Origin of the sequence: Actinophytocola algeriensis, assembly GCF_014203735.1 — a bacterium.
Lineage (GTDB): Bacteria > Actinomycetota > Actinomycetes > Mycobacteriales > Pseudonocardiaceae > Actinophytocola > Actinophytocola algeriensis.
This window is the reverse complement of sequence record NZ_JACHJQ010000003.1, coordinates 259007-281800: the sequence shown is the minus strand read 5'-3', so window position 1 is coordinate 281800 and position 22794 is coordinate 259007. Positions and strand designations below refer to the sequence as shown.

General features: G+C 70.1%; 22 protein-coding genes. 11 read left to right on the top strand and 11 right to left on the bottom strand.

The window, feature by feature from the left end:
• The first annotated feature begins 123 nt into the window (after positions 1-123).
• Entirely contained in the window at positions 124-1512 is a 1389-nt protein-coding gene (locus tag FHR82_RS13610; protein WP_184810752.1) for an FAD-binding oxidoreductase, read from the top strand.
• A 307-nt stretch (positions 1513-1819) separates the two neighbouring features.
• Here the strand turns inward: FHR82_RS13610 and FHR82_RS13605 are convergent, their stop codons facing one another.
• The 4 genes from FHR82_RS13605 to FHR82_RS13590 all read right to left on the bottom strand — a co-directional run bounded on the left by FHR82_RS13605 (position 1820) and on the right by FHR82_RS13590 (position 5088).
• On the bottom strand, positions 1820-2494 hold the full coding sequence (locus FHR82_RS13605; protein ID WP_184810751.1) for a VTT domain-containing protein: 675 nt from the start codon (positions 2492-2494) through the stop codon (positions 1820-1822).
• Between the two features lie 63 nt (positions 2495-2557).
• Positions 2558-2824: a hypothetical protein gene (locus FHR82_RS13600; RefSeq protein WP_184810750.1), complete on the bottom strand. Its 267-nt coding sequence runs from the start codon at positions 2822-2824 to the stop codon at positions 2558-2560.
• A complete protein-coding gene (gene nagA, locus FHR82_RS13595) occupies positions 2821-3975 on the bottom strand; it encodes an N-acetylglucosamine-6-phosphate deacetylase (protein WP_184810749.1) in 1155 nt (384 codons plus the stop codon). Before nagA ends, FHR82_RS13600 begins: the two co-directional genes overlap by 4 nt.
• Positions 3976-4503: 528 nt before the next feature.
• A complete protein-coding gene (locus FHR82_RS13590) occupies positions 4504-5088 on the bottom strand; it encodes a SigE family RNA polymerase sigma factor (protein WP_184810748.1) in 585 nt (194 codons plus the stop codon).
• A gap of 34 nt (positions 5089-5122) precedes the next feature.
• On the opposite strand from FHR82_RS13590, the gene FHR82_RS13585 reads away from it, so the two are divergent.
• Positions 5123-5407 (top strand): YciI family protein, encoded by a 285-nt coding sequence (locus FHR82_RS13585; protein ID WP_184810747.1) that lies wholly within the window; start codon positions 5123-5125, stop codon positions 5405-5407.
• Here FHR82_RS13585 and FHR82_RS13580 read toward each other — a convergent pair.
• Together FHR82_RS13580 and FHR82_RS13575 are read right to left on the bottom strand one after the other, a co-directional pair.
• Positions 5390-5854: a pyridoxamine 5'-phosphate oxidase family protein gene (locus FHR82_RS13580; protein ID WP_184810746.1), complete on the bottom strand. Its 465-nt coding sequence runs from the start codon at positions 5852-5854 to the stop codon at positions 5390-5392. The genes FHR82_RS13585 and FHR82_RS13580 overlap by 18 nt on opposite strands.
• 8 nt (positions 5855-5862) lie before the next feature.
• A complete protein-coding gene (locus FHR82_RS13575) occupies positions 5863-6759 on the bottom strand; it encodes a short-chain dehydrogenase/reductase (protein ID WP_184810745.1) in 897 nt (298 codons plus the stop codon).
• Positions 6760-6871: 112 nt separating this feature from the next.
• Here FHR82_RS13575 and FHR82_RS13570 point away from each other — a divergent pair, with 112 nt between their 5' ends.
• The 5 genes from FHR82_RS13570 to FHR82_RS13550 all read left to right on the top strand — a co-directional run bounded on the left by FHR82_RS13570 (position 6872) and on the right by FHR82_RS13550 (position 12160).
• A complete protein-coding gene (locus tag FHR82_RS13570; RefSeq protein WP_184810744.1) occupies positions 6872-8497 on the top strand; it encodes an alkaline phosphatase D family protein in 1626 nt (541 codons plus the stop codon).
• A complete protein-coding gene (locus tag FHR82_RS13565) occupies positions 8494-9762 on the top strand; it encodes an alkaline phosphatase family protein (protein ID WP_184810743.1) in 1269 nt (422 codons plus the stop codon). The genes FHR82_RS13570 and FHR82_RS13565 overlap by 4 nt, the downstream gene beginning before the upstream one ends.
• A gap of 10 nt (positions 9763-9772) precedes the next feature.
• Positions 9773-10603 (top strand): LLM class F420-dependent oxidoreductase, encoded by an 831-nt coding sequence (locus FHR82_RS13560; RefSeq protein WP_184810742.1) that lies wholly within the window; start codon positions 9773-9775, stop codon positions 10601-10603.
• A 98-nt stretch (positions 10604-10701) separates the two neighbouring features.
• Positions 10702-11736 (top strand): class II fructose-bisphosphate aldolase, encoded by a 1035-nt coding sequence (gene fbaA, locus FHR82_RS13555; protein ID WP_184810741.1) that lies wholly within the window; start codon positions 10702-10704, stop codon positions 11734-11736.
• Positions 11737-11740: 4 nt separating this feature from the next.
• Positions 11741-12160, top strand: a complete 420-nt coding sequence (locus tag FHR82_RS13550; protein WP_184810740.1) for a DUF3151 domain-containing protein — start codon at positions 11741-11743, stop codon at positions 12158-12160.
• Positions 12161-12213: 53 nt separating this feature from the next.
• On the opposite strand, the gene FHR82_RS13545 is transcribed toward FHR82_RS13550, so the two are convergent.
• The 4 genes from FHR82_RS13545 to FHR82_RS13530 form a co-directional block, all read right to left on the bottom strand.
• On the bottom strand, positions 12214-12843 hold the full coding sequence (locus tag FHR82_RS13545) for an HNH endonuclease family protein (RefSeq protein ID WP_184811501.1): 630 nt from the start codon (positions 12841-12843) through the stop codon (positions 12214-12216).
• A gap of 113 nt (positions 12844-12956) precedes the next feature.
• Positions 12957-13598, bottom strand: coding sequence for an HNH endonuclease family protein (locus FHR82_RS13540; RefSeq protein ID WP_184810739.1), 642 nt, complete (start codon positions 13596-13598; stop codon positions 12957-12959).
• A 105-nt stretch (positions 13599-13703) separates the two neighbouring features.
• Complete coding sequence (locus FHR82_RS13535; RefSeq protein WP_184810738.1) at positions 13704-14531, bottom strand: hypothetical protein; 828 nt, start codon at positions 14529-14531, stop codon at positions 13704-13706.
• Positions 14532-14597: 66 nt separating this feature from the next.
• Positions 14598-15251 (bottom strand): hypothetical protein, encoded by a 654-nt coding sequence (locus FHR82_RS13530; protein WP_184810737.1) that lies wholly within the window; start codon positions 15249-15251, stop codon positions 14598-14600.
• 90 nt (positions 15252-15341) lie between these two features.
• Here FHR82_RS13530 and FHR82_RS13525 point away from each other — a divergent pair, with 90 nt between their 5' ends.
• Complete coding sequence (locus FHR82_RS13525) at positions 15342-16631, top strand: adenylosuccinate synthase (protein WP_184810736.1); 1290 nt, start codon at positions 15342-15344, stop codon at positions 16629-16631.
• Between the two features lie 272 nt (positions 16632-16903).
• Here the strand turns inward: FHR82_RS13525 and FHR82_RS13520 are convergent, their stop codons facing one another.
• A complete protein-coding gene (locus FHR82_RS13520; RefSeq protein ID WP_184811500.1) occupies positions 16904-17998 on the bottom strand; it encodes a glycerophosphodiester phosphodiesterase in 1095 nt (364 codons plus the stop codon).
• A gap of 193 nt (positions 17999-18191) precedes the next feature.
• On the opposite strand from FHR82_RS13520, the gene FHR82_RS13515 reads away from it, so the two are divergent.
• From FHR82_RS13515 to purD, 3 genes are all read left to right on the top strand, one after another.
• Positions 18192-20285 carry a TRAP transporter permease gene (locus FHR82_RS13515; RefSeq protein WP_184811499.1) on the top strand — a complete coding sequence of 698 codons (2094 nt, stop codon included), beginning with the start codon at positions 18192-18194 and terminating at the stop codon, positions 20283-20285.
• Complete coding sequence (locus tag FHR82_RS13510; protein ID WP_225944015.1) at positions 20191-21180, top strand: TAXI family TRAP transporter solute-binding subunit; 990 nt, start codon at positions 20191-20193, stop codon at positions 21178-21180. Before FHR82_RS13515 ends, FHR82_RS13510 begins: the two co-directional genes overlap by 95 nt.
• 343 nt (positions 21181-21523) lie before the next feature.
• Positions 21524-22780: a phosphoribosylamine--glycine ligase gene (purD, locus tag FHR82_RS13505; protein ID WP_184810735.1), complete on the top strand. Its 1257-nt coding sequence runs from the start codon at positions 21524-21526 to the stop codon at positions 22778-22780.
• Positions 22781-22794: the final 14 nt, after the last annotated feature.

Genomic DNA, 22794 nt, shown 5'->3' with positions numbered 1-22794 from the left:
ACGTACTGGTCCGAACCATCAAAAGTCGTACACCGTGATCTCGGTTTGGTGTCGCTCTTCGTGTCGGTCGAGTGTTGGTCGAGAGGGACTCGAATTCCCCTCGAAAACGGTTACGGTTGAGGTGTGAGCACTCTCCTGGACGAGCTCCGTACCGCTGTGGGTGACGGCGCGGTGCTCGTTGACGCCGACGTCACTGAGAGTTACCGGCGCGACATGATGCCGCTGGCGCCGCACGGCGCCCCGCTCGCGGTCGTGCTGCCGAAGGCCGCGACGGAGGTGCAGGCCGTGGTCCGCGCATGCGCTGCCGCAGGCGTGCCGATCGTGCCGAGAGGCGCGGGCAGCGGCCTGTCGGGCGCGGCGAACGCGATCGAGGGCTGCGTCGTGCTCGCGATGACCAAGATGAACGAGATCGTCGAGATCGACGCCGACAACCGGCTCGCGGTGGTGCAGCCGGGGGTGGTCAACCTGGACCTGCGCGGGGCGGTGGAGAAGCACGGGCTGTTCTACCCGCCGGACCCGTCGAGCTACGACTGGTGCACGATCGGCGGCAACCTGTCCACGAACGCGGGCGGCCTGTGCTGTGTGAAGTACGGCGTGACGACGGACTCCGTGCTGGGCCTGGAAGTGGTGCTCGCGGACGGCGAACTGCTCAAGACCGGTCGCCGCACGGTGAAGGGCGTCGCGGGCTACGACCTGACGAAACTGTTCATCGGCAGCGAAGGCACGCTCGGCGTGATCACGCAGGCGACGCTCGCGCTGCGCCCGCTGCCACAGGCGCCGGGCACGATGGTGGCGGCGTTCTCGGCGGTGGAGACCGCGGGCGAGGCGGTGAGCCGCATCGTGCGCGAGGGCATCGTCCCCTCGCTGATGGAGATCATGGACGCCACGTCGATCGCGGCGGTCGAGGCGCACCTGAAGACGGAACTGGGCGCGGGTGCCGGTTGTGCCGCGCTGCTGATCTGCCAGTCGGACTCCGGCGGTGAGGCGGCACGGCAGGAACTGCGCGCGATCGAGCAGGTGTGCGAGGACGTCGGCGCCGACCTGGTGCACTCGACGTTCGACCTGGCGGAGGGCCAGATGCTGCTGGCCGCGCGCCGGGCGGTGCTGACCGCGCTGGAGGTCTACGGCGCGTGGATGACCGACGACGTCTGCGTCCCGAGGACCCGCATCGCGGAGCTGATCGCGGCGTGCGAACGAATCGCGGCGGAGGTGCGGCTGCGCGTCGCGGTCGTCGGCCACGCGGGCGACGGCAACATGCACCCGACGATCGTCTACGACCCGACGTCGGAGGACGAGTTCGCGCGCGCCACGGTGGCGTTCAACGACATCCTGGCCGTGGGCCTCGCCCTGGGCGGCACGGTCACGGGCGAACACGGCATCGGCAAGATCAAACGCGACTGGCTGGAGAAGGAAATCGGCCCGATCGCGATGCGCACCCACCGCGCGATCAAGGCGGCCCTGGACCCGGACAACGTCTTCAACCCGGGCTCGATGTTCTCAATGCCGACCTAGCCGACCTGGTCAACCTCGGTCGGCCTCCGGCCCCCGGATTCCAGCGTAACGACGAGCACCGACAGAACCGCGAAGTTGTCCACAGCCGCACCAGTTATCCACAGCCGACCCAAATCCTCAGCGACTCCCGGCCCCCACTGGTAGACTGGCACGGCGGGACGCCCCCGGGATCGGGTGGGGGTTGGGTAAACGCGCGCGCGAGCTGAGCTGGGCGTTCTGTTCGGATGTGGCTTCGTTGGCCCGAGGTGGACGCAGACAAAAGGCGGCTCGCCGGTGTCGGCAAGCCGCCTCATGGCCGGGTCTCGGGTCAGATCCGCTCGATGATCTCCGTTGCCGCGTCCGCGCTCGCCTCCGGCAGCCGCTTCTTCTCGCGGCGCGCCTTGATCACCTCGATGATGATCGGGACGACCGAGAGCAGCACGATCAGGATCAGCATCGCCTCGATGTTCTTCTCCACGAACGGGATCTCACCGAGGAAGTAACCGAGGACCGTCAGGCCGGCCGCCCACGCGACGCCACCGATCGCGGAGTACGTGAAGTACTTCTTCGCGTCCATGCGCCCGACACCGGCCATCGCGGTGATGAACGTCCGCACGATCGGCACGAACCGCGCCATGACGATGGCCCGCGCGCCGTACTTGTCGAAGAACTCGTGCGTCTTGTCGACGTACTCCTTCTTGAACAGCTTGGAGTTCGGCTTGCTGAACAGCGCGGGCCCCGCCTTCGCGCCGATCCAGTAACCGCACACGTTGCCCACGAACGCGCACACCGTCACCAGCACGCACACCAGCCACAGGGGTGTCGCGATCGCCCCGGTCGCCACGAACAGGCCCGCCACGAACAGCAACGAGTCCCCGGGCAGGAAGAAGCCGACCAGCAGGCCGCACTCCGCGAAGATGATCAGGCACAGCACGGCGAGTGCCCAGCCGCCCATGCCACGCAGGATGACCTCCGGGTCGAGCCAGGAGGGCAAAAAGGACATTGTGTGCACGGTGGCGGCGGCGATCGTCACGCCAACGAAGGGTACGCGTGCACTCTGTGTGTCTTATAAGAGCGTCAGCAGCCCGACGACCGCGCCCGCCGCCAGGCCCAGGACCAGCGACAACAGCAGGATGAGCACCGCGGGGATCTGCCGGGAGACCTCGGCGAGCCGCGTCGTCGCCGACTCGGCCGCCGGCGCCGCCGGGGTGAGGCCGGCGAACTCGCTGCCGGACAGCAACCCGTAGCCCACCGGCGACGTGTCCGCGGGGGCACGGGTCGCCTGTGCGCGCAGGGCTTCGGAGAGGAGGCGTTCGGGGTCGTCAGCGCTCACGACACGGACGGTACCCACTCCCCGCGCCGCATGACGGATTTCGGGTGCAGCGCGTCGTCCAGCAGCACCACGTCGGCGGCGTACCCCGCGGCGAGCCTGCCGGTCACGTTGCCGAGACCGAGCAACTCCGCGGGCCGGGTGGCGGCGGCCGCGACCGCGTCCAGCACGCCGAGCCCGCAGCTCTGCACGAGGTTGCGGAACGCGGCGTCCATGGTGAGCGTGCTGCCCGCGAGCGAGCCGCCGCCCGCGAGCGTCGGCACGCCGTCGGTCACGTTCACCTCGAGCCCGCCGATGTCGTAGACCCCGTCGCCCGCGGCCGCGGCGGCGATGGCGTCGGTGATGAGCACGGTCCGGCCCGCGCCCGCGTGCCGCGCGGCGAGCCGCACGACGGTCGGGTGCAGGTGGACGAGGTCGCAGATCAGCTCGACGGTCACGCGTTCGTCGTCGAGCAGCACGCCGATGGGACCGGGTTCGCGGTGGTGCAGCGGGCGCATGCCGTTGAACAGGTGCGTCGCGACGCTCGCGCCCGCGTCGACGGCCGGGACGACGTCCTCGGCGAGCGCGTCGGTGTGCCCGATCGCGGCGATGACACCCGAGTCGACCAGCCGCTTCACCGCGGGCACGGCGCCTTCGAGCTCCGGCGCGACGGTGACCATGCGGATGGTGCCGCGGCCTGCGGCGAGCAGCGCGTCGACGGAGACCGGGTCCGGCGGGCGGAGGATCGCGGGGTCGTGGGCGCCGCAACGGGCGGCGGACAGGAACGGCCCTTCGAGGTGCACGCCGGCGACGAGCCCGTCCTGGACGAGGTCGGCGAGTGCCGCGACCTGCTCGACCAGTTCGGGGACGGGCCGCGTGACGAGGCTCGCGAGCATGGTGGTGGTGCCGTGGGCGGTGTGCGCGTCGACGACCTGGCGCACGTCGGCGGGGTCGGCGCTGGTGAACGCGGCACCGCCACCGCCGTGGCAGTGGATGTCGACGAAGCCGGGGAGGACCCAGCTGCCGGACGCGTCGGTCACCGTGGCGCCGGGCCGGACGGGCGGCTCACCGGTACCGACCGAGCTGATCCTGCCGTCGTCGACCAGGACCCAGCCCGGGTCGAGCACGCCATCGGGCGTCGCCACCCGGCCCCCGGTGATCAGCTGCACAGCCATTCCTCACCCCTCGAACACTGACACTATTGGTCTATACCATAGCGCCTCGGAACCACTTGGGGATTATTCACAATGTATCAATGCAGTCGCGTTATCACCTAACGAATCCCGCGTGCGACTGGGTGAAAAATCGCTCGCGCCGAGGCGGGAGTCAGGGCTCGGTCATCGAGAGTCGATCATGAACGAAGCCCGCAACCGGTTCCGCGACAAGAAGTCCACCGCGAGCCCGCGGAGTGAAGAAGCGCGCCACCGTCCGGTACCCAACCCCCACCCTGTCCCGGGGGCGTCCCGCCGTGCCAGTCTACCGGCTGGGGTCGACGGACCAGGCGTTGTCGATCTTGGTTGTGGACAACCGGGCGGGCTGTGGATGATTTCCGTGCAAAAGCGACATTCCGCCCGCCACCCAGGACTGTTACGTAGCCCCCACCCACACCGGGGGCACCCCTGTCGCCAGTCTATCGGGGGTGGGGGGCGGTTCGGGGGTTCGCGGGCTGGGCTGTGGATAACTGGTGTCGCTGTGGACAACCCTCAGTTCGGGGTCCGCATGATCTTCTGCAGTGCGTCCAGTGCCCGGCTCGCCGTGGACTTGACCGTGCCCTTCGAGATGCCGGCCGCGTCGGCGATCTCCGCTTCCGACAGGTCGCCGTAGTAACGCAGCACCAGCACCTCCCGCTGCCGGGGCGGCAGCTGCGACAGCGCGCGCACCACCGACTGGTGCTCGGCCGTCAGCATCGCCAGGCTCTCCGCCGAGCGGGCGTTGACCTGGTGCGGTGGCGTGTACTCGCGGGCCGTCTTGCGGCGGCGCAGTACGGAGCGGGAACCGTTGACCACCGCGGTGCGCAGGTAGCCGACGGCGGCCGCCGCGTCGCGGAGGTTGCCCCAGTTGCGGTGGAGGCCCGTGAACGCCTCCTGCACGACGTCCTCCGCGGTCGCCGGTTCGTCGACCAGCAGCAGCGCCAGGCGCACCAGGCGCATGCGGTGGGTGCGGTACAGGTCCTCGAGCGTCAGCGGCGCCTGCTCCGCCTGTGGCACCGGGAAAGTGCCGGTGTCGATCGCGCGCAGGTGGCCGAGCGTTCGCTCGACTGTGCGTTCCGCGCTGAGGTCCCCAGTCACATCAGAACTCTATCGGCAGCGGTACCGTGCCGCCATGGCCTGGTACACGGTGGAGACCACCTATGTCGACGACCGCGCGAAGCTCGAGGACAGCCGGCCGCGTCACCGTGCGTACCTGCGGGCACTGGTCGAGGAGGGCAAGGTCGGTGCGGCCGGGCCGTGGGCCGACGACTCCGCCGGGTTCGCGATCTACCAGGTCGCCGACCGGGCCGAGCTGGACCGGTTGCTGGCCGACGACCCGTACACGGTGGACGGAGTCGCCGCCGGGCGGACCGTGAACGAGTGGAAGCTCGTCCTCGGTTCAGTAGGCGCCGCCTAGCTTTCCGTGGTCCCAGCTGACGATCTTCGTCGGCCGGCAGACCAGGCCGACCCGCTTCGGGGCCTGCAGCCGCACGAACTGGCTCCCCGCCGTCGCCACCTGTGGGTTCGGGCTGTAGCGGTGCATCAGCTGCTGCCCGATCATCGTGATCTTCTCGGTGTTCGTCACCAGCTCCACGTCGCACTCCATGGAGACGCCGCGCAGCTTCTCGTACGAGTCACCGGTTTCGACGAGGATCGTCGCCTGCGGGAGGCGCTGCAGGTTCAGCGCCTTCTGCGACTTGGCGTACGTCCACGTCTCGATCACGTCACCGCGCGGGACGTACCACAGCGCCGTCAGATGCGGTCTCCCGTTGGGCCCGATCGTCGCGATGTTCGCCGTCTTGCCCTCCTGGAGGAAGGCCTCGATCTCCTCGGGCGTCATCTGCACCTGGCCACGTCGCGACATGGAACTCGTTATAGCGCACGCTCCCGCTCCGCCGCAGCTTTCGCGCCGGGGCCGACGAGGCTCGACTCGGCCGCGCCGCGCTTCTCGATGTCCGCCAGCGCGGCCTTGTCCGCGGCGGGCATGATCTTCCGCGCGTACAGCTCGACCACCCTCGGTACCAGTGCGCGAAACAGCTTCACGACACCCACCCAACCTGGCACGTGCACGACCCGCGACCGGCGGGCCAGCCCCGCCGAGATCAGGTCCACCGCCAGCGACAGGGGGTAGGTCCTGCTCGCGAGCCCGCCCGCGCTGCCGCGCAGCCTGCCGAACACCGGGTGCTCGTCGGCGTTGTTGACCATGTCGGTCGCGATCCACGTCGGGTGCACGACACCCACGTCGACGCCGAGGTGCTTCACCTCCGCGCGCAGCGAGTTCGCGAACGCCTCCACCCCCGCCTTCGCCGCCGAGTACGCGGCGTTGCCGGGGATGTGGATGATCGCGGCCGCGGACGACACGAGCATCGCGTAGCCCTTGGACTCGATCAGGTGCGGCAGCGCCACCCGGACCGTCTTCCACACGCCGAGCAGGTCCACGTTGATCACGCGCTCGAACGCGGCCGGGTCGATGGACCGCGTGAAGCCGGTCGCCGCGATGCCCGCGTTGGCCACCACCACGTCGATCCGGCCGTAGCGCTCGGCGATCGCCGAGGTCGCCTTCTCCAGGTCGGTCCAGCTGGTGACGTCGGCCTCCCAGGCGCCGGCGTCCGGACCGCACTCGGCGGCGACCTTCGCCAGCTCCTCCGCCTCGAGCCCGACGAGCGCCACCTTCGCGCCCTTGGCGGACAGATCACGTGCGAGCCCGGCTCCGATGCCCCGTGCCGCACCCGTGATGACCACGACTTTCCCGCGCACGTTCTTGCCCATGCCAGCGAACCTACCACGAGTAACCTACTCCCAGTAAGTGGCAATTGTGCATGGAATGTTTACGCAGAACGGCTGTATGTCACACCCCCTGGCGCGGCCAGGATCGAAGGTCATGGAGCAGACCTTCGACCGTCGATCCGTACTGCGTGCGGGTGCCGCCACCGCCGGTGTGGTCCTCGGCGCCACCGCCCTTCCCACCACCAGCGCCACTGCCGACGAGCCGGTGTTCGCACACGGCGTCGCGTCCGGCGACCCCCTGCCCGACGCCGTCCTGCTCTGGACCCGCGTCACCCCGACCCCCGACGCGACCCCGGGCTCGGGTGTCGGCCCCACCGTGGACGTGACCTGGGAGGTCGCCGCCGACCCGGCGTTCGCGGCCGTCGTCGCCTCCGGTGCGCAGACCACCGGCCCCGGCCGCGACCACACCGTGAAGGCCGATGCCACCGGCCTGAACCCGGCGACCACGTACTACTACCGGTTCCGCCTGGACGGCGCCGTGTCCGCGACCGGCACGACCCGCACCGCGCCCGCGCTGACCGCGGCCGTCGCCCGGCTGCGGTTCGGCGTGGTGTCCTGCTCCAACGTCCCGGCCGGCCACTTCGCCGCCTACCGCTACCTGGCGGAACGCGGCGACCTCGATGCCGTGCTCCACCTCGGCGACTACATCTACGAGTACGCGGGCGACTTCAACGACTCCGTCGTCCGCCCGCACGACCCGCCGCGCGAGATCCTCACGCTCGCCGACTACCGCCGCCGCCACGCGCAGTACAAGTCCGACGAGCACCTCAAGCGCCTGCACGCGACCGTCCCGTTCATCGCGACCTGGGACGACCACGAGGTCGCGAACGACGCGTGGTCCGGCGGCGCCGAGAACCACCAGCCCGACACCGAGGGCGACTACGCGGCCCGCAAGGCCGTCGCGCACCAGGCGTACTTCGAGTGGATGCCGGTCCGCAACGAGGCCGACCGCATCTACCGGCGCCTGCGGTTCGGGCTGCTGGCCGAGCTGTCCATGCTGGACCTGCGCAGCTACCGGTCGCGGCAGGTCGGCATCGGCGACGGCGGCACCGACGACCCGAACCGCACGCTCACCGGCGCCGAGCAGATGGCGTGGCTCGAGAACGGGCTGATCACGAGTGGTGCCCAGTGGAAGCTCGTCGGCAACTCCGTGATGGTCGCGCCGCTGCAGCTGCCGCCGCTGTCCCCGGAGCTGCTCGGCCCGCTCGCCGAGCTGCTGGGCCTGCCGGAGGAAGGCATCTCGCTCAACCCGGACCAGTGGGACGGCTACGCGGTCGACCGGCGGCGCCTGCTCGCGACGCTCGCGAACCACGGCGTGCGCGACACGGTGTTCCTGACCGGCGACATCCACTCGTCGTGGGCGAACGACGTGCCGCGCGACGCCGGGCTGTACCCGCTGCTGTCGAAGTCGGTCGCCACCGAGTTCGTGTGCACGTCGGTGACCTCGGACAACTTCGACGAGATCCTCGGGGTGCCGCCGCGCACCACGTCGATCGTGCTGGAGACGGCCGTGCAGGCGCTGAACCGGCACATCAAGTACTGCGAGCTGGACTCCCACGGCGCGTCCGTGCTCGAGGTGACTCCGGCTGGGACCCAGATGGACTGGTACTACCTGGCGAACAAGGCCGACCCGGCGAGCACGCTGACCTGGGGCCGGTCGTTCCGGACCCGTGCCGGGACGCAGCGGGTCCAGTCCGTCGGCACGCCGATCGCGCCATGACCGCGATCTCCCGTCGATCGCTCTTGGGCGGGGCGGCCGGTGCGGCCGCCCTCACGGCGTTCTCCTCGGCGATGTCGGAAGCGGTCGCGCGGGCGGCGTCGGACCTGCGGGTGTACGTGCTCGTGGTGGACGGCTGCCGCCCGGACGAGGCCGTCGGCGCGTACCTGCCGACGGTGCGATCCCTCGCCGCACAGGGGACCTCGTTCACCGCGGCCCGGTCGGTCACCGTGGCCGAGACCATCCCCAACCACGTCGCGATGATGTCCGGCGTGTGGCCCGCGCGGTCCGGTGTGCCGGCGAACTCCGTGTGGGACCCGGCGCTCGGCGAGGTGCGTGACCTGGGCCTGGCCACGGACCTGCTGGTGCCGACCGTGCTCGACCGGCTGACCGGGGAGCTGGGGCTCGCGACCGCCAGTGTGCTGTCCAAGGACTACCTGTTCGGCGTGTTCGGGACGCGGGCGACGTACCGGTGGACGCCGGAGCCGATGCTGCCGGTCACCGACCACGCGCCGGACGTGTTCACCATGGACGCCCTGGTCCGCGTGATCGACGACCACGACCCCGCGCTGGTGTTCGCGAACCTCGGCGACGTCGACCGGTTCGGGCACGCGGACCTGTCGGGGTCGTCGTTGCGCCTGCTGCGGACGCTGGCGTTGATCGACACGGACGCACAACTGGCCAGGTTCGTCGCGCACCTGCGGTGGCGCGGGCTCTGGGAGCGGTCGGTCGTGATCCTGCTCGCGGACCACTCGATGGACTGGTCGCTGCCGTTGTCGCTGGTGAACCTGGCGTCCCGGCTGGACGACGACGCCTTCCTAGCCGGGCGGTGTCAGATCGCCCAGAACGGCGGCGCGGACCTCCTGTACTGGACCGGGCCACCGGACGAGCGTGCCGCCGCGGTCGAGCGGATGCGGTCGATCGCGCTGGCGACGCCCGGCGTGCTGTCCGTGCACGACCCGGCCGGGCTGAATCTCGGCGCGAACGCCGGTGACCTCGTCGTGTACTGCAAGGCGGGCTGGCGGTTCACGGATCCGACGGTGATCTCGAACCCCGTTCCCGGGAACCACGGGCACCCGGCGACCGAGCCGATTCCGCTGGTCGTGTCGGGCGGGCATCCGCTGGTGCGGCGTGGAGTGGTGTCGTCGGCGCCCGCGCGGACGCTGGACGTCGCGCCGACGGTGGCCTCGCTGTTCGGGTTGCAAGCCCCGTCCGGTGGGTGGGACGGGGTGCCGTTGTCCCCTGCGTTCGCGGGGGTCCCCGCGTAGTCTTCGATATATGTCGAAGACTTTGGGAGTGTGGGACCACGCGGCGGCGCCGTGGCTGCGGGACCCCGCGGTGCTGGCGGAGCTGGAGCGACTCGGCTACGAGACGGTGTGGCTCGGCGGTTCCCCTGCCGCCGACCTCACGTCGGTCGAGCCGACCCTGGCCGCGTCGACGTCGCTGAACGTCGCGACCGGGATCGTCAACGTGTGGGACGGCGAGCCGGACGCGGCGGCCTACACGCGGGTGACCGAAGCCCACCCCGGACGCTTCACCCTCGGCATCGGCGTCGGCCATCCGCAGGCCGTCGGCGCGCGCTACACCAAGCCGTACGACAAGCTCGTGAGCTACCTCGACGGACTCGACGAGGGCGGGGTGCCGGTGTCCGGGCGCGTGCTGGCGGCGCTGGGCCCGCGCGTACTGCGGCTGGCGAAGGACCGGACCGCGGGCGCGCACCCGTACCTCACGACCCCCGAGCACACCGCGCAGGCCAGGGAGATCCTCGGCGAGGGTCCACTGCTGGTGCCGGAGCAGAAGGTCGTCCTGTCGACCGATCCGGCCGAGGCGCGGGCCATCGCGCGGGGTGTGCTCGCCATGTACCTCAAGCTGACGAACTACACGAACGCGTGGCTGCGGCTCGGGTTCACCGAGGCGGACCTGGCCGACGGCGGCAGCGACCGGCTGGTCGACGCGCTCGTCGCGTGGGGCGACGCGGACGCCATCCGCGAGCGCATCGCCGCGCATTGGGACGCGGGGGCCGACCAGGTCGCGCTCCAGGTGCTGAACCAGGACAAAATGGACGTGGTCAGGGCACTGGGGCCGGTACCGGCGGGTACGTCTTTCTGAATCGGTCATCCTCCCGGCGCGCTGCGAGTCCTTGCTCGTAGGATCGGGCGGGCGGCCCTAACCAGCCGGCCCTGTCCAGCCATGAGGAGGACGTACCGATGCCCATCGCCACACCCGAGGTCTACGCCGAGATGCTGGACCGGGCGAAGGCGAACGAGTTCGCATTCCCCGCCATCAACGTGACCTCTTCCGAGACGCTCAACGCGGCACTCCGCGGCTTCGCCGAGGCCGAGAGCGACGGGATCATCCAGGTCTCCACCGGGGGGTCCGAGTTCGCTTCCGGTACCAAGGTCAAGGACATGGTCACCGGGTCGGTCGCGCTCGCGGAGTTCGCGCACGTCGTCGCCGCCAAGTACCCGGTCAACGTCGCGCTGCACACCGACCACTGCCCCAAGGACAAGCTCGACGGGTTCGTCCGGCCGCTCATCGCGATCTCCCAGGAGCGCGTCGCCGCCGGGCAGGAGCCGCTGTTCCAGTCGCACATGTGGGACGGGTCGGCCATCGACCTCGACGAGAACCTCACGATCGCGTCCGAGCTGCTCGACCAGGCGGCCAAGGCGCGGATCATCCTCGAGGTCGAGATCGGGGTCGTCGGCGGCGAGGAGGACGGCGTCGCCCACGAGATCAACGAGAAGCTCTACACCGCCGAGGGTGACTTCCTGAAGACCATCGACGCGCTCGGCGCCGGGGAGAAGGGCCGCTACCTGCTGGCCGCGACCTTCGGCAACGTGCACGGCGTCTACAAGCCGGGCAACGTGAAGCTGCGCCCGGACGTGCTCAAGCGCGGCCAGGAGGTCGCCGCCGAGAAGCTCGGCCAGGCCGCCGGTTCGAAGCCGTTCGAGCTGGTCTTCCACGGCGGGTCCGGGTCGCTGCTCGAGGAGATCCACGAGGCGCTGTCCTACGGCGTGGTGAAGATGAACATCGACACCGACACCCAGTACGCGTTCACGCGTCCGGTCGCCGCGCACATGTTCTCGAACTACGACGGCGTCCTGAAGATCGACGGCGAGGTCGGCAACAAGAAGACCTACGACCCGCGTTCGTACCTGAAGGCGGCGGAGCAGGGCATGGCCGCGCGCATCACCCAGGCGTGCGAGCAGCTGAAGTCCGCCGGCCGGATGCTGGCAGGCTGAGCCGATGACTCTGCAGGAGAACCTGTTCGGCGGCCCGCCCGCCACGCACCTGCCGGACCGGCCGGAGGCGCAGGCCGCGCTCGAGGGCGGTACCGACCCGGCCAAGGTCGTGACCGAGTGGCCCGACTTCTCCGAGGGCTGGGCCGCGCTGGCCGAGCTCGCGCTGACGGAGAACAACGCGGTCGCGGCCTACGCCTACGCCCGCACCGGCTACCACCGCGGTCTGGACCAGCTCCGCCGCGCCGGCTGGAAGGGGCACGGCCCGATCCCGTGGTCCCACCGGCCGAACCGCGGCTTCCTCCGCGCGCTGGCGGCGCTCGCCCGCGCCGCGCAGGCGATCGGGGACACCGAGGAGTGGGAGCGGTGCTCGACGTTCCTCGCCGACTCCGACCCGGACGCACCGGCCCAGCTCGGACTGGCGTAAACACACGGAAAGGGCCGCCCACACGTCGTGGGCGGCCCTTCTTCCTTGGTGCGTCAGCAGGTTCCGAGCATCTCCTCCAGCGCGCCCTGTTCGGCGTCGGTGACGGTCAGCTCGTAGCGGTACTTCACGTGCGTGTACGCGCTCGCGTACTGGCACCAGTTGGACTGCAGCGGCGGCTTCCACTGGTCCGGCGTCTGGTCGCTCTTGGACTGGTTCACGTTGTCCGTCACCGCCCACAGCTGCGGTGAGCCGAGGTCGTTCGCGAACGCCTCGCGCTGCGCGGTGGTCCAGTCCGCGGCGCCGGAACGCCACGCGGCCGCCAGCGGCACCATGTGGTCGATGTCCACATCGGACGTCTCGGTCCACGTGTCGCCGTCGTACGGGCTGGTCCAGCTGCCGGACGTCGCGGCGCAGTCGTCGCCGACCTCCACCCCGTCGCCGTCGCGCCGCAGGACCATTTCCCTTGTGTTGCAAGCGCCTTCGACGGTGTGCCAGTGCGGGAACTTCTCCCGGTCGTAACCGTCCATGGAGCCTTCCGGCGCCACCGTGAGTGCGGCCAGCTCACTCGCCGCCGTCGCTGGGTCCGGTATATCCGGTGGGGTCGCGCTCGCTGTCCCGCTGCCGAGACCGATCATGGTCCCGGCAGCGAGCACCAGCGAGGCGACGAGTGCTTTCCCCGACATCGCGCCTCCAGTGGTGAAGTTGTCGCATCGACTGTGCGACACGGCGATCACCATGGGCAACGGCCATCAGGGAAACACTGGGGAAAGCAGACTTCCGTAGGGGGCCGAACGGGTCAGCAGTAGCCGAGCATCGTGGTCAACGCCGACTTCTCCGACGAGTTGACCGTCAGCGAGTAGCGGTACTTCACGTGGACCCACATCTTCGAGTAGGTGCACCAGTACGCGGTCCTCGGCGGCTTCCACGTAGCGGGCGACTGGTCGCCCTTGGACGAGTTCACGTTGTCGGTCACCGCGATCAGCTGCGGGTTCGTCAGGTCGTTCGCGAACTGCGTGCGCCGCGTCTGGGTCCAGCCCGACGCACCGGTGCGCCACGCGTTCGCCAGCGGGATGACGTGGTCGATGTCCACATCGGACGCCGCCCGCCACGTCGCGCCGTCGTAGGGGCTGTACCAGCTGCCGGACGTCGCCGCGCACGACGAGTCGGTGACCACCCCGGAACCGTCCCGTTTGAGCACGGTCTCGCGGGTGTTGCAGGTGCCGCTCACCGTGTTCCAGTGCGGGAACTTGTCACGGGAGTAGCCGCTGCTGGAACCGTCGGCCGCGACGCGGAGCGCTGCCAGCTCCGAACGGGCCGTCGACTCACTGGGGATGCCGGGCGGGGTCGCGGCTGCCGACTGTGGTGATGCGGCCGGTAAGGCCACCGCCAGAGCCACGACGAGGACGAAGACAGCCAACAGGCTGCGTGCAGGGTTCATGACCATCACTGTCGCGCAGCGAGATGGCCTGGCGGCGAAGCGTTACCGAACAGAAAAGGGCGGTGCCGGAACCCCCTCGCGGTCCGCCACCGCCCTGATCTCGACCTATACCGGGCAGGGCGGCCGATTGGCCGCAGCCGGATCCACCCAGTAGCCGAACCGCGGTTGCGTCGGACTGACCAACGCCGCCGAGCAGCCACGTGCCCGGATCGTCTCATTCGAGTAGCCCACTCCGGTATGCAAACCGGAAGTATTTTGCAGTTGCACCACCGGTTCGTCGAAGTACACGTGCTCGCGGTTCTTCGGCAGGAGACACGTCGACGGCACGAAGCCCCACACGCCGTACGACGCACCCGGCCGCGGCGCGCTGACCAGCGCCACCGCGCCGTCCGTGGTCACGTACCGGTAGCTCACCTTCGACATGTCCAGCCCGGGCACGGCCTGTGCGGGGTCGACGCGGTCCGGCCCGTCGGGCACGCGCGTGTAGTTCAGCGACAGCACGCAACCCGCCGCCAGGTGCACGCCCGTGCCGAACGTGATCCGCCGCCACTTCCCGTCCACCAGCCGCAACGACCGGAACGGCGCGTTGATCGCGCCGACCCAGTCGCGCCAGCGTTCGGTGTCGTCGCCGCAGCGCTCCGGCACGCCGTCCAGGCCACCGGACTGGCTCGCCCTCGTCAGGTGGCCCCGCATGACCCAGCCGGTCGTCGTCGCCATCGCGTGGTCCGGGGTCACGCGGACCCGCACCCATTCACCGCAGTAGCCCTGCACGTCCGCCCGGTCGCCCTTGGCCGCGTTCGCCAGCACCAGGCGACCCGGGTTGTCGCGCACGGTGGCGCGGTCGGCGGAGATCGTGTCCGCTGGCGCCGCGTCCGCGTGGCCCGGCAGCAGGGCCACCAGCAGGGCGGCGAGCAGCGCGATTCGTAGCTTCATGCCGCCATTGCATCGCCGGTGCCGCGCGGGGTCAGCCCGCGTTGCGCGGGCGGGCAAGAAGGTTGCTCAGCAGATCGCGCGCAGGTCCTCGGTGTGGCGGTACCAGGTCCACCGCGTCACCGCGCGCGGGTACTCGACGCCGTCGCGGACCGGCCGGGTCTCGTCGATGCCGAACTGCACCGCGCGGCCCGCGAACGTGGCGGGGCGCCGCAGCCTGCCGCGCACCACCTTCACCGACACGCCCGACGGTCCCGGCGTCACCTCGATCCGCGACGCGTCACCACGCAGCGCGACGGCGTCGTCGCAGTAGACGGTGCCGCGGGCGGGCGCGACCACGCCGAGACCGAGCAGCACGCCACCGTTGTCGTCCCGCACCAACGGCAGACTGCGGTCACTGCCCGTGAGCGCGAGGTCCACGCCGTTGAGCGGCAGACCCCACAGCTGGGCGACGTGCGACAGCTTCCGGTCCACCGGCACGAAGCCGACCGCAATGTCGTCCACCCGTTCGGTGCGCATGAGGCGGAGGACGACAGCGGCCAGGTCGGCGTCGGTGCCGTGCACCACGACGCGGTCGATGTCGTCGGCCTTCAGCAGCGGGTCGACGTCGTTCTTGGTGGGTGTGGCAGGGATCTCGTGGGCCCCCGATCCCGAGGCCGAAGCCAGTTTTCGCCAGTCACCGCTGGTGACGGCGGTCCCGCAACCCAGTATCAGCGCACCCATCCCGGGCCTCCTGGTCTACGCTCAATCACCGGCATTTCGCCCATCCGAAATGCGCCCACTTCGTGTTCCGTTGACATCGGGGAGTTTCACATGCCGGCCATCGTGCTCATCGGCGCCCAGTGGGGCGACGAAGGTAAGGGCAAGGCAACGGACCTGTTGGGCGAGAAGGTCCAGTGGGTCGTGCGCTACCAGGGCGGCAACAACGCCGGCCACACGGTCGTGCTCCCCGATGGACAGGACTTCGCTCTCCACTTGATCCCTTCGGGCATCCTGACCCCCGGCGTCACCAACGTTATCGGCAACGGCGTGGTGGTCGACCCCGGCGTCCTGCTGAAGGAACTGGCAGGCCTGGAGGGCCGCGACGTCGACACCTCGCGCCTGCTGATCTCCGCCGACGCGCACTTGATCATGCCGTACCACGTGGCCATCGACAAAGTCACCGAGCGGTACCTCGGCAAGGCCAAGATCGGCACCACCGGCCGCGGCATCGGCCCGGCGTACCAGGACAAGGTGTCGCGCGTCGGCGTCCGCGTCCAGGACCTGCTCGACGAGAAGATCCTGCGGCAGAAGGTCGAGGCCGCGCTCGACGTCAAGAACCAGATCCTGATCAAGGTCTACAACCGCAAGGGCCTCGACCCCGAGCAGGTCGTCGACTCGGTGCTGGAGTCCGGCGAGAAGTTCGCCCACCGCATCGCCGACACCCGCCTGCTGCTGAACGAGGCACTGGAGCGCGGCGAGACGGTGCTGCTGGAAGGCTCCCAGGGCACCCTGCTGGACGTCGACCACGGCACGTACCCGTTCGTCACGTCGTCGAACCCGACCGCGGGCGGCGCGGCGGCCGGCTCGGGCATCGGCCCGACCCGGATCACGACGGTCATCGGCATCCTGAAGGCCTACACGACCCGCGTCGGCTCGGGCCCGTTCCCGTCCGAGCTGCACGACGAGATGGGCGAGCGCCTGCGCAAGACCGGCGGCGAGTTCGGCGTGACCACGGGCCGGTCCCGGCGCACCGGCTGGTTCGATGCGGTGATCGCCAGGTACGCCGCGCGGGTCAACGGCATCACCGACTACTTCCTGACCAAGCTCGACGTGCTGTCCGGTTTGGACCGGGTGCCGATCTGCGTGGCGTACAAGGTGAACGGCGAGACGATCTCGGACATGCCGATGACGCAGACCGATGTGCACCACGCGGTGCCGGTGTACGAGGAGATGCCCGGTTGGTGGGAGGACATCTCCGAGTGCCGGACCTTCGAGGAGCTGCCCGCGAACGCGAAGGCGTACGTGGCGCGGCTGGAGGAGCTGTCGGGCGCGAGGTTCTCGGCGATCGGCGTCGGCCCCGGCCGTGAGCAGACGATCGTCCGCCACTCGATGACCGGCTGACGTGCCGCAGCGGAAGGCGTGTTCGGCAGGCCTGAACGCGCCGCCGCGGTAGCGGCCCCCGTTCCCGAGCCCAGACATGCGGAAAGGCGCGTCCAGGACGCCGAAGCGTCCCGAACGCGCCTCCAAAACCCGCGCATCAAGCCCGCGAACCCGGCCGGATGGCAACCCCCACCCTGTCCCGGGGGCGTCCCGCCTTGCCAGTCTATCAGTTGTGGGCGGCGAAAGGAAGAGCGCGGGCTGAACTGTGGACAACTACCCGGGCTGTGGACAACTCAGGCCGCCGCCAGCTGCTCCTGGGCCACCGCCACGTCCGGGTTGTCCGTGAACAGCCCGTCGATCCCCGTCGCGCGGAACACCTCGATCTCCGCGAACAGGTCCCCGTACTGCGAGGGCACCGCCGACGAGCGGAAGTCGGCGGGCAGGAACGAGTTCTCCACCCGGAACGTGTACGGGTGCACGACGAGCCCCGCCCGGTGCGCGTCCCGCACCAGCGACGTCGGCGTCGTCAGGAAGCCAGCCGCGTCGCGCGGGATGACCTGGCCCTTCTCCGGTCCGAGGCCCTTCGCGTACTTCGCCACGTCCCGCAGCCCGCGCGGCGACACGATGTCGGCGTACGTCCTCGGGTCACCCGAGTCCACGAAGTCGAACGGCGCACCGCTCGCCGACGTCAGCTGCACCAGCGGCACCCGCAGCACGCGGCGCAGCTCGATCAGGTTCGTCACCTCGAACGACTGCACGTACACCTTCGCCGACGACCGGTTCAGCCCGTTGCGGTTCAACGTCCGCACCAGCGCGGGCTCCAGCGCGAGGCCCTGCTTCTCGAAGTACGTCGGGTGCTTGGTCTCGATGTAGATCCCGATCTCCCGGTGCAGCTCCCGCGACAGCCGCTTCCCCAGGTCGATGACCTCCTGCAGCGTCGGCACCTCGTACCGTCCGTTGTAGATCGTGTTGTGCTGCCGGATGTCCGGGATCCGCTCGACAGCGCGCAGCGTCTTCAGCTCGGCCAGCGTGAAGTCCTCCGCGAACCAGCCGGTCACGTTCACACCGTCCAGCGACTTCGTCTTCTTGCGGTCCGTGAACTCCGGGTGGTCCGCGACGTCCGTCGTGCCGCCGATCTCCGGCTCGTGCCGGGCGACCAGCACGCCGTCCTTCGTGGTCACGAGATCGGGCTCGATGTAGTCGGCGCCCATCCGCGCCGCGAGCTCGTACGACGCCAGCGTGTGCTCCGGCCGGTAGCCGGACGCGCCGCGGTGGCCCACGATCGTGAAGCTGTCCACGCCGCCGTGCGACGGGGCAGCGGGCGCGCGGTCGGCGATCGCCGGCGCCGCGCTCACCAGGGCCAGCGCGGCCGTCGCCGTGACGGCCATGCGCACTAACTTCGAACTCACGGTCTCCTCCTAGCCTCGAGTGGCCCGCGCATCGTCGTCGACCTGAGGAAACTCCGTCGAAGGAGCAGGTGACGAAGCGATGACGCATTCGATCTTCTATGTGACACCTGTCACCGGTAGGTTGCCGGTGGTGACCACGTCTACGGAAGACCTGGACGCCGACCGGCCCGCCATGGCCGTCGGCGAGCACGACGAGGAGCGCCCCGCGCGGACCCTGTCCGGCCGCTGGGAGCTGTTCGTCTGGGCGGCGTCGATCGCGATCGCGCTGCTGGTGCTCAAGCAGGTCTTCCTGCCGTTCGCGACCGGCAACCAGTACTACCTGGTGATCTTCCTCGGGGTCACGCTGCCGCTGGTGTTCCTGTGCTACCGGACACGCGGCAGCGCCGGCAGTGCCGATGACGGAGCCGGCCACACTGACAACCCAGGCCCACTCGACTGGGCGTTCGCCGCCATCGCCCTGCTCGTGGGCCTGTACCCGGTGATCCCGCTCGCGATCGGCGACGCGGGCGGCGGGTTCGACGCGTTCCTCGACCGCCAGGGCATCCTGTCCACATCGGACGTCGTGGCGGGCGCGCTGCTGCTCGTGCTGATCCTGGAGGCGACGCGGCGGACCACCGGGCTCGTGCTTCCCCTGGTCTGCCTGGCGTTCCTCGGGTACTCCTACTACGGCGGCTACCTGCCCCAGAACTGGGACATCGCGCACGCGGGCGTCGACTTCAGCCAGATCGTGAACGCGCTGTACAACGACCAGAGCGGCTTCTACGGCATCCCACTCGACGTCGCCGCGACCTACATCGTGCTGTTCACGATCTACGGCGCCGTGCTGTCCACGTCCGGCGCCGGGAAGTTCTTCGTGGACATCTCCTTCGCCGCGTTCCGCAAGTCGCGCACCGCACCCGGCCGCACCGCCGCCATGTCCGGCTTCCTGCTCGGCACCGTCTCCGGTTCCGGCACGGCCACCACGGTCAGCCTGGGCGCGATCACGTGGCCGGTGCTGCGGAAAGCCGGTTACCCCAAGGAGAACGCGGGCGGCCTGCTCGCCGCGTCGGGCATCGGCGCGATCCTGTCGCCACCGACACTGGGTGCGGCGGCGTTCATCATCGCCGAGTACCTGGAGACGTCGTACCTGACGGTGCTGCTGTGGGCGATCATCCCGACCGTCCTGTACTACCTCGGGATCGTGTTCGCGGTGGAGGCGGACGCCCGCCGGTTCGGCGCGAAGTCGGTGGACGTCGACACCCCGCCGGTCGGGAAGCTGTTGCTGCGCGGCGGTTACCACTTCGCGTCGCTCGGGATCATCGTCGTGTTCCTGGCGCTGGACATCCCGCCGTTCACCGCGGTCGTGTACGCGACCGGCGTCGCGGCGCTGTTCGCGTTGATCTCGCAGCTGGTCACCGGCGGTTCGGTCCTGACATGGCTTCGCGGCGTGGCGGACTCGCTCGCGGCAGGCATTCGCGGCGCGCTGCCCGTGATCGCGGTGTGCGCGGCGGCGGGCATCATCACGTCGACGATCACGAAGACCGGGCTGGGTCAGGAACTGGCGGCGGCCCTGGTGGACGCGGCGCGGGCGCTGGGGCCGAACGAGACCGTGATCCTGATGCTGACGGTGGTGTTCGCGGCCGTCGCGGTGAGCGTGCTCGGGCTGGCGGTGCCGGTGACGGCGTCGTTCATCATCTCGTGGGTCGTGCTCGGGCCCGCGCTGTCCGACCTCGGTGTGGAACCCGCCGAGGTCGCGATGTTCATCTTCTACTACGCCGTGCTGTCGGAGGTGACGCCGCCGACCGCGCTGGCCGCGGTGGCGGCGGCCGCCATCACCGGCGGGTCGGTGATGAAGACGATGTGGCAGACGTGGAAGTACACGCTGCCCGCGTTCCTGGTGCCGCTCGCGTTCGTACTCACGGACAACGGATCGGCCCTGTTGCTGCAGCAGGGTTTCGTGACCGTGGTGTGGGTGACGCTGGTGTCCGCGCTGGGGGTGGCGGCGCTGGCGGTGGTCACGAGCGGCTGGCTCGTCGGCCCCGCGCGCTGGCCGGAGCGGGTGCTGTGCGTGCCCGCGGCGCTGCTCTTGCTTTACCTGCAGCCGCTGTCGATCGCGATCGGCGTCGGTTTCGCAGTGGTGGCGGTCGTCGTGCACCTGCTCGGCCGCCGAACCTCGAATGAACAGGAGCCCGATGATGCGACCCCTGAAGATCGCGGCGGCGACGCTGAGCCTGCTGCTGGTGACGGCGGCGTGCGGCGGGAAGCAGACGAACAACAACACGGCTGAGCAGGAGTCCGGCGGTTGCGAGGCGAGCGAGGGCCGGATCACGATCGCGACCGGCAACACGGGCGGCGTGTACTACACGCTCGGCGGTGGCCTGGCGCAGCTGATCAGCAACAACACGCCGTTGAAGGCCAGTGCCGCGGAGACGGGCGCGTCGGTGCAGAACATCCAGCAGCTCGTGGCGGGCGACTACGACATCGCGTTCGCACTGGCCGACACGGCGGCGGACGCGGTCGAGGGCAAGGCGTCGTTCGACGGCAAACCGCAGGACGTCAAGGCGCTGGCGCGGATCTACCCGAACTACACGCAGGTCGTCGTCCGTGCCGACAGCGGGATCAACAGCGTGGCCGACATGAAGGGCAAGAGCATCTCGACGGGCTCCCCGAAGTCCGGCACGGAGGTGATCGCGAACCGGCTGCTGGAGGCGGCGGGCCTGGCGGGCTCGGACATCTCGGCCCAGCGACTGGCCCTGCGCCCGACCGTCGACCAGATGAAGGCAGGCCAGATCGACGGCCTGTTCTGGTCCGGCGGCCTGCCGACCCCGGAGCTCACGGACCTCACGACGTCCCTTGGCGACGACGTGAAGTTCCTGGACATCAGCGACCTGCTCGAGAACATGAAGAAGGTCAACGAGGTCTACGAGGAAGGCGCGATCCCGGCCGACACGTACAGCCTGCCCGCCGACGTCCCGACGATCGTCGTCCCGAACCTGCTGCTGGTGACGACCGACTTCCCGGCGGGCAACGCGTGCGCCATCACCAACCTGGTCTTCGACAAGAAGGCCGACCTGGCGAAGGTCCACAAGGCCGCGAACGCCCTGGACCGCGAAACCGCGGTGGACACCGGCCCGGTGGAACTGCACCCAGGCGCGGCTCAGGCCCTGGAAGCGACCAAGTAGTCCACAGCCGCACCAGTTATCCACAGCCCACGCAAATCCCCAGCAACTCCCGATCCCCACTGGTAGACTGGCACGGCGGGACGCCCCCGGGATCGGGTGGGGGTTGGGTAAACGCGCGCGCGAGCTTTCGGCCGGGCCGGACGGCGGAGTGTCGTCCGGCCCGGCCGTTCACGCGTCAGCGAGCCCTCGTCTTCGTGCTGCATCTCCGGGCCGTCCAGCCAGCCCAGCTCGCCGCCCGGGGGCCTGCCGGGAAGCCGTCGACCGGTCCCGGCCGGAAGATTCTTTCAGCACGTCATGGCCCTGACGGCGGCCCGCCGGAACGCGGCATCTACGCTGTGTCATCGTGCGTGTCCTGGTGATCGGGTCCGGTGCGCGCGAGCACGCTCTGGTGCTCGCCCTCTCCCACGACCCCGCGGTGACGGCGCTCGCGTGCGCCCCCGGCAACGCGGGCACGGCGGCCGTCGCCGAGTCCTACGGTGCCGACGTCACCGACCCTGCTTCCGTCGTCGCTGCCGCCCGGGAGTGGCACGCCGACCTCGTCATCGTCGGCCCCGAGGTGCCGCTGGTCGCCGGCGCGGCCGACGCGGTCCGCGCGGCGGGCATCGCGTGCTTCGGCCCGTCCGCCGCCGCCGCCCGCATCGAGGGCTCGAAGGCGTTCGCGAAGGACGTCATGATCGCCGCGGGGGTCCCCACCGCCCACAGCGAGATCGTCGACAACCCGGCCAAGCTCGACGCCGCCCTCGCCCGCTTCGGCCCGACGTGGGTCGTGAAGGACGACGGCCTCGCGGCGGGCAAGGGCGTGGCGGTCACCAGCGACCTCGCCGCGGCCCGCACCCACGCGATGACCCTCCTCGACGGCGGCCACCCGGTACTCCTCGAGTCCTACCTGGACGGCCCGGAGGCGTCGCTCTTCTGCCTCGTCGACGGCACCACCGTCGTCCCGCTGCTGCCCGCACAGGACTTCAAACGCGTCGGCGACGACGACACGGGCCCGAACACCGGCGGCATGGGTGCGTACGCCCCACTGCCCTGGACACCCCCCGACCTGGTCGACGAGGTCGTCACCAAGATCATCCAGCCGGTGGTCGACGAGCTGGCCGAGCGCGGCGCCCCGTTCTCCGGCCTCCTGTACGCGGGCCTGGCGCTCACCAGCGAAGGCCCGCAGGTCATCGAGTTCAACTGCCGCTTCGGCGACCCGGAGACCCAGGTCGTACTGGCCCTGCTCCGCACCCCGCTGGCGGGCCTGCTGAACGCGGTCGCGACCGGCACCCTGGCCACCCAGCCCCCACTCGACTGGCACGACGGCTACGCGGTCACCGTGGTGATCGCCGCAGAGGGTTACCCAGGCCGAGCCCGCTCAGGCGACGTCATCACGGGCGCGGAAGCCCACGGCGTACTCCACGCAGGCACCCGCCGCCGAGACGACGGCGCGATCGTGTCCGCCGGCGGCCGCGTGCTGTCGGTCGTAGGCACGGGCGCCACCCTGCAGGACGCCCGCGAAGAGGCATACCGCCTGGCCCAGGACGTACACCTGACCGGCTCCCACCACCGCACCGACATAGCCGCCCGAGCCGCGAAGGGCGAGATCACCGCACAGTGACGGTTCAGCCGATC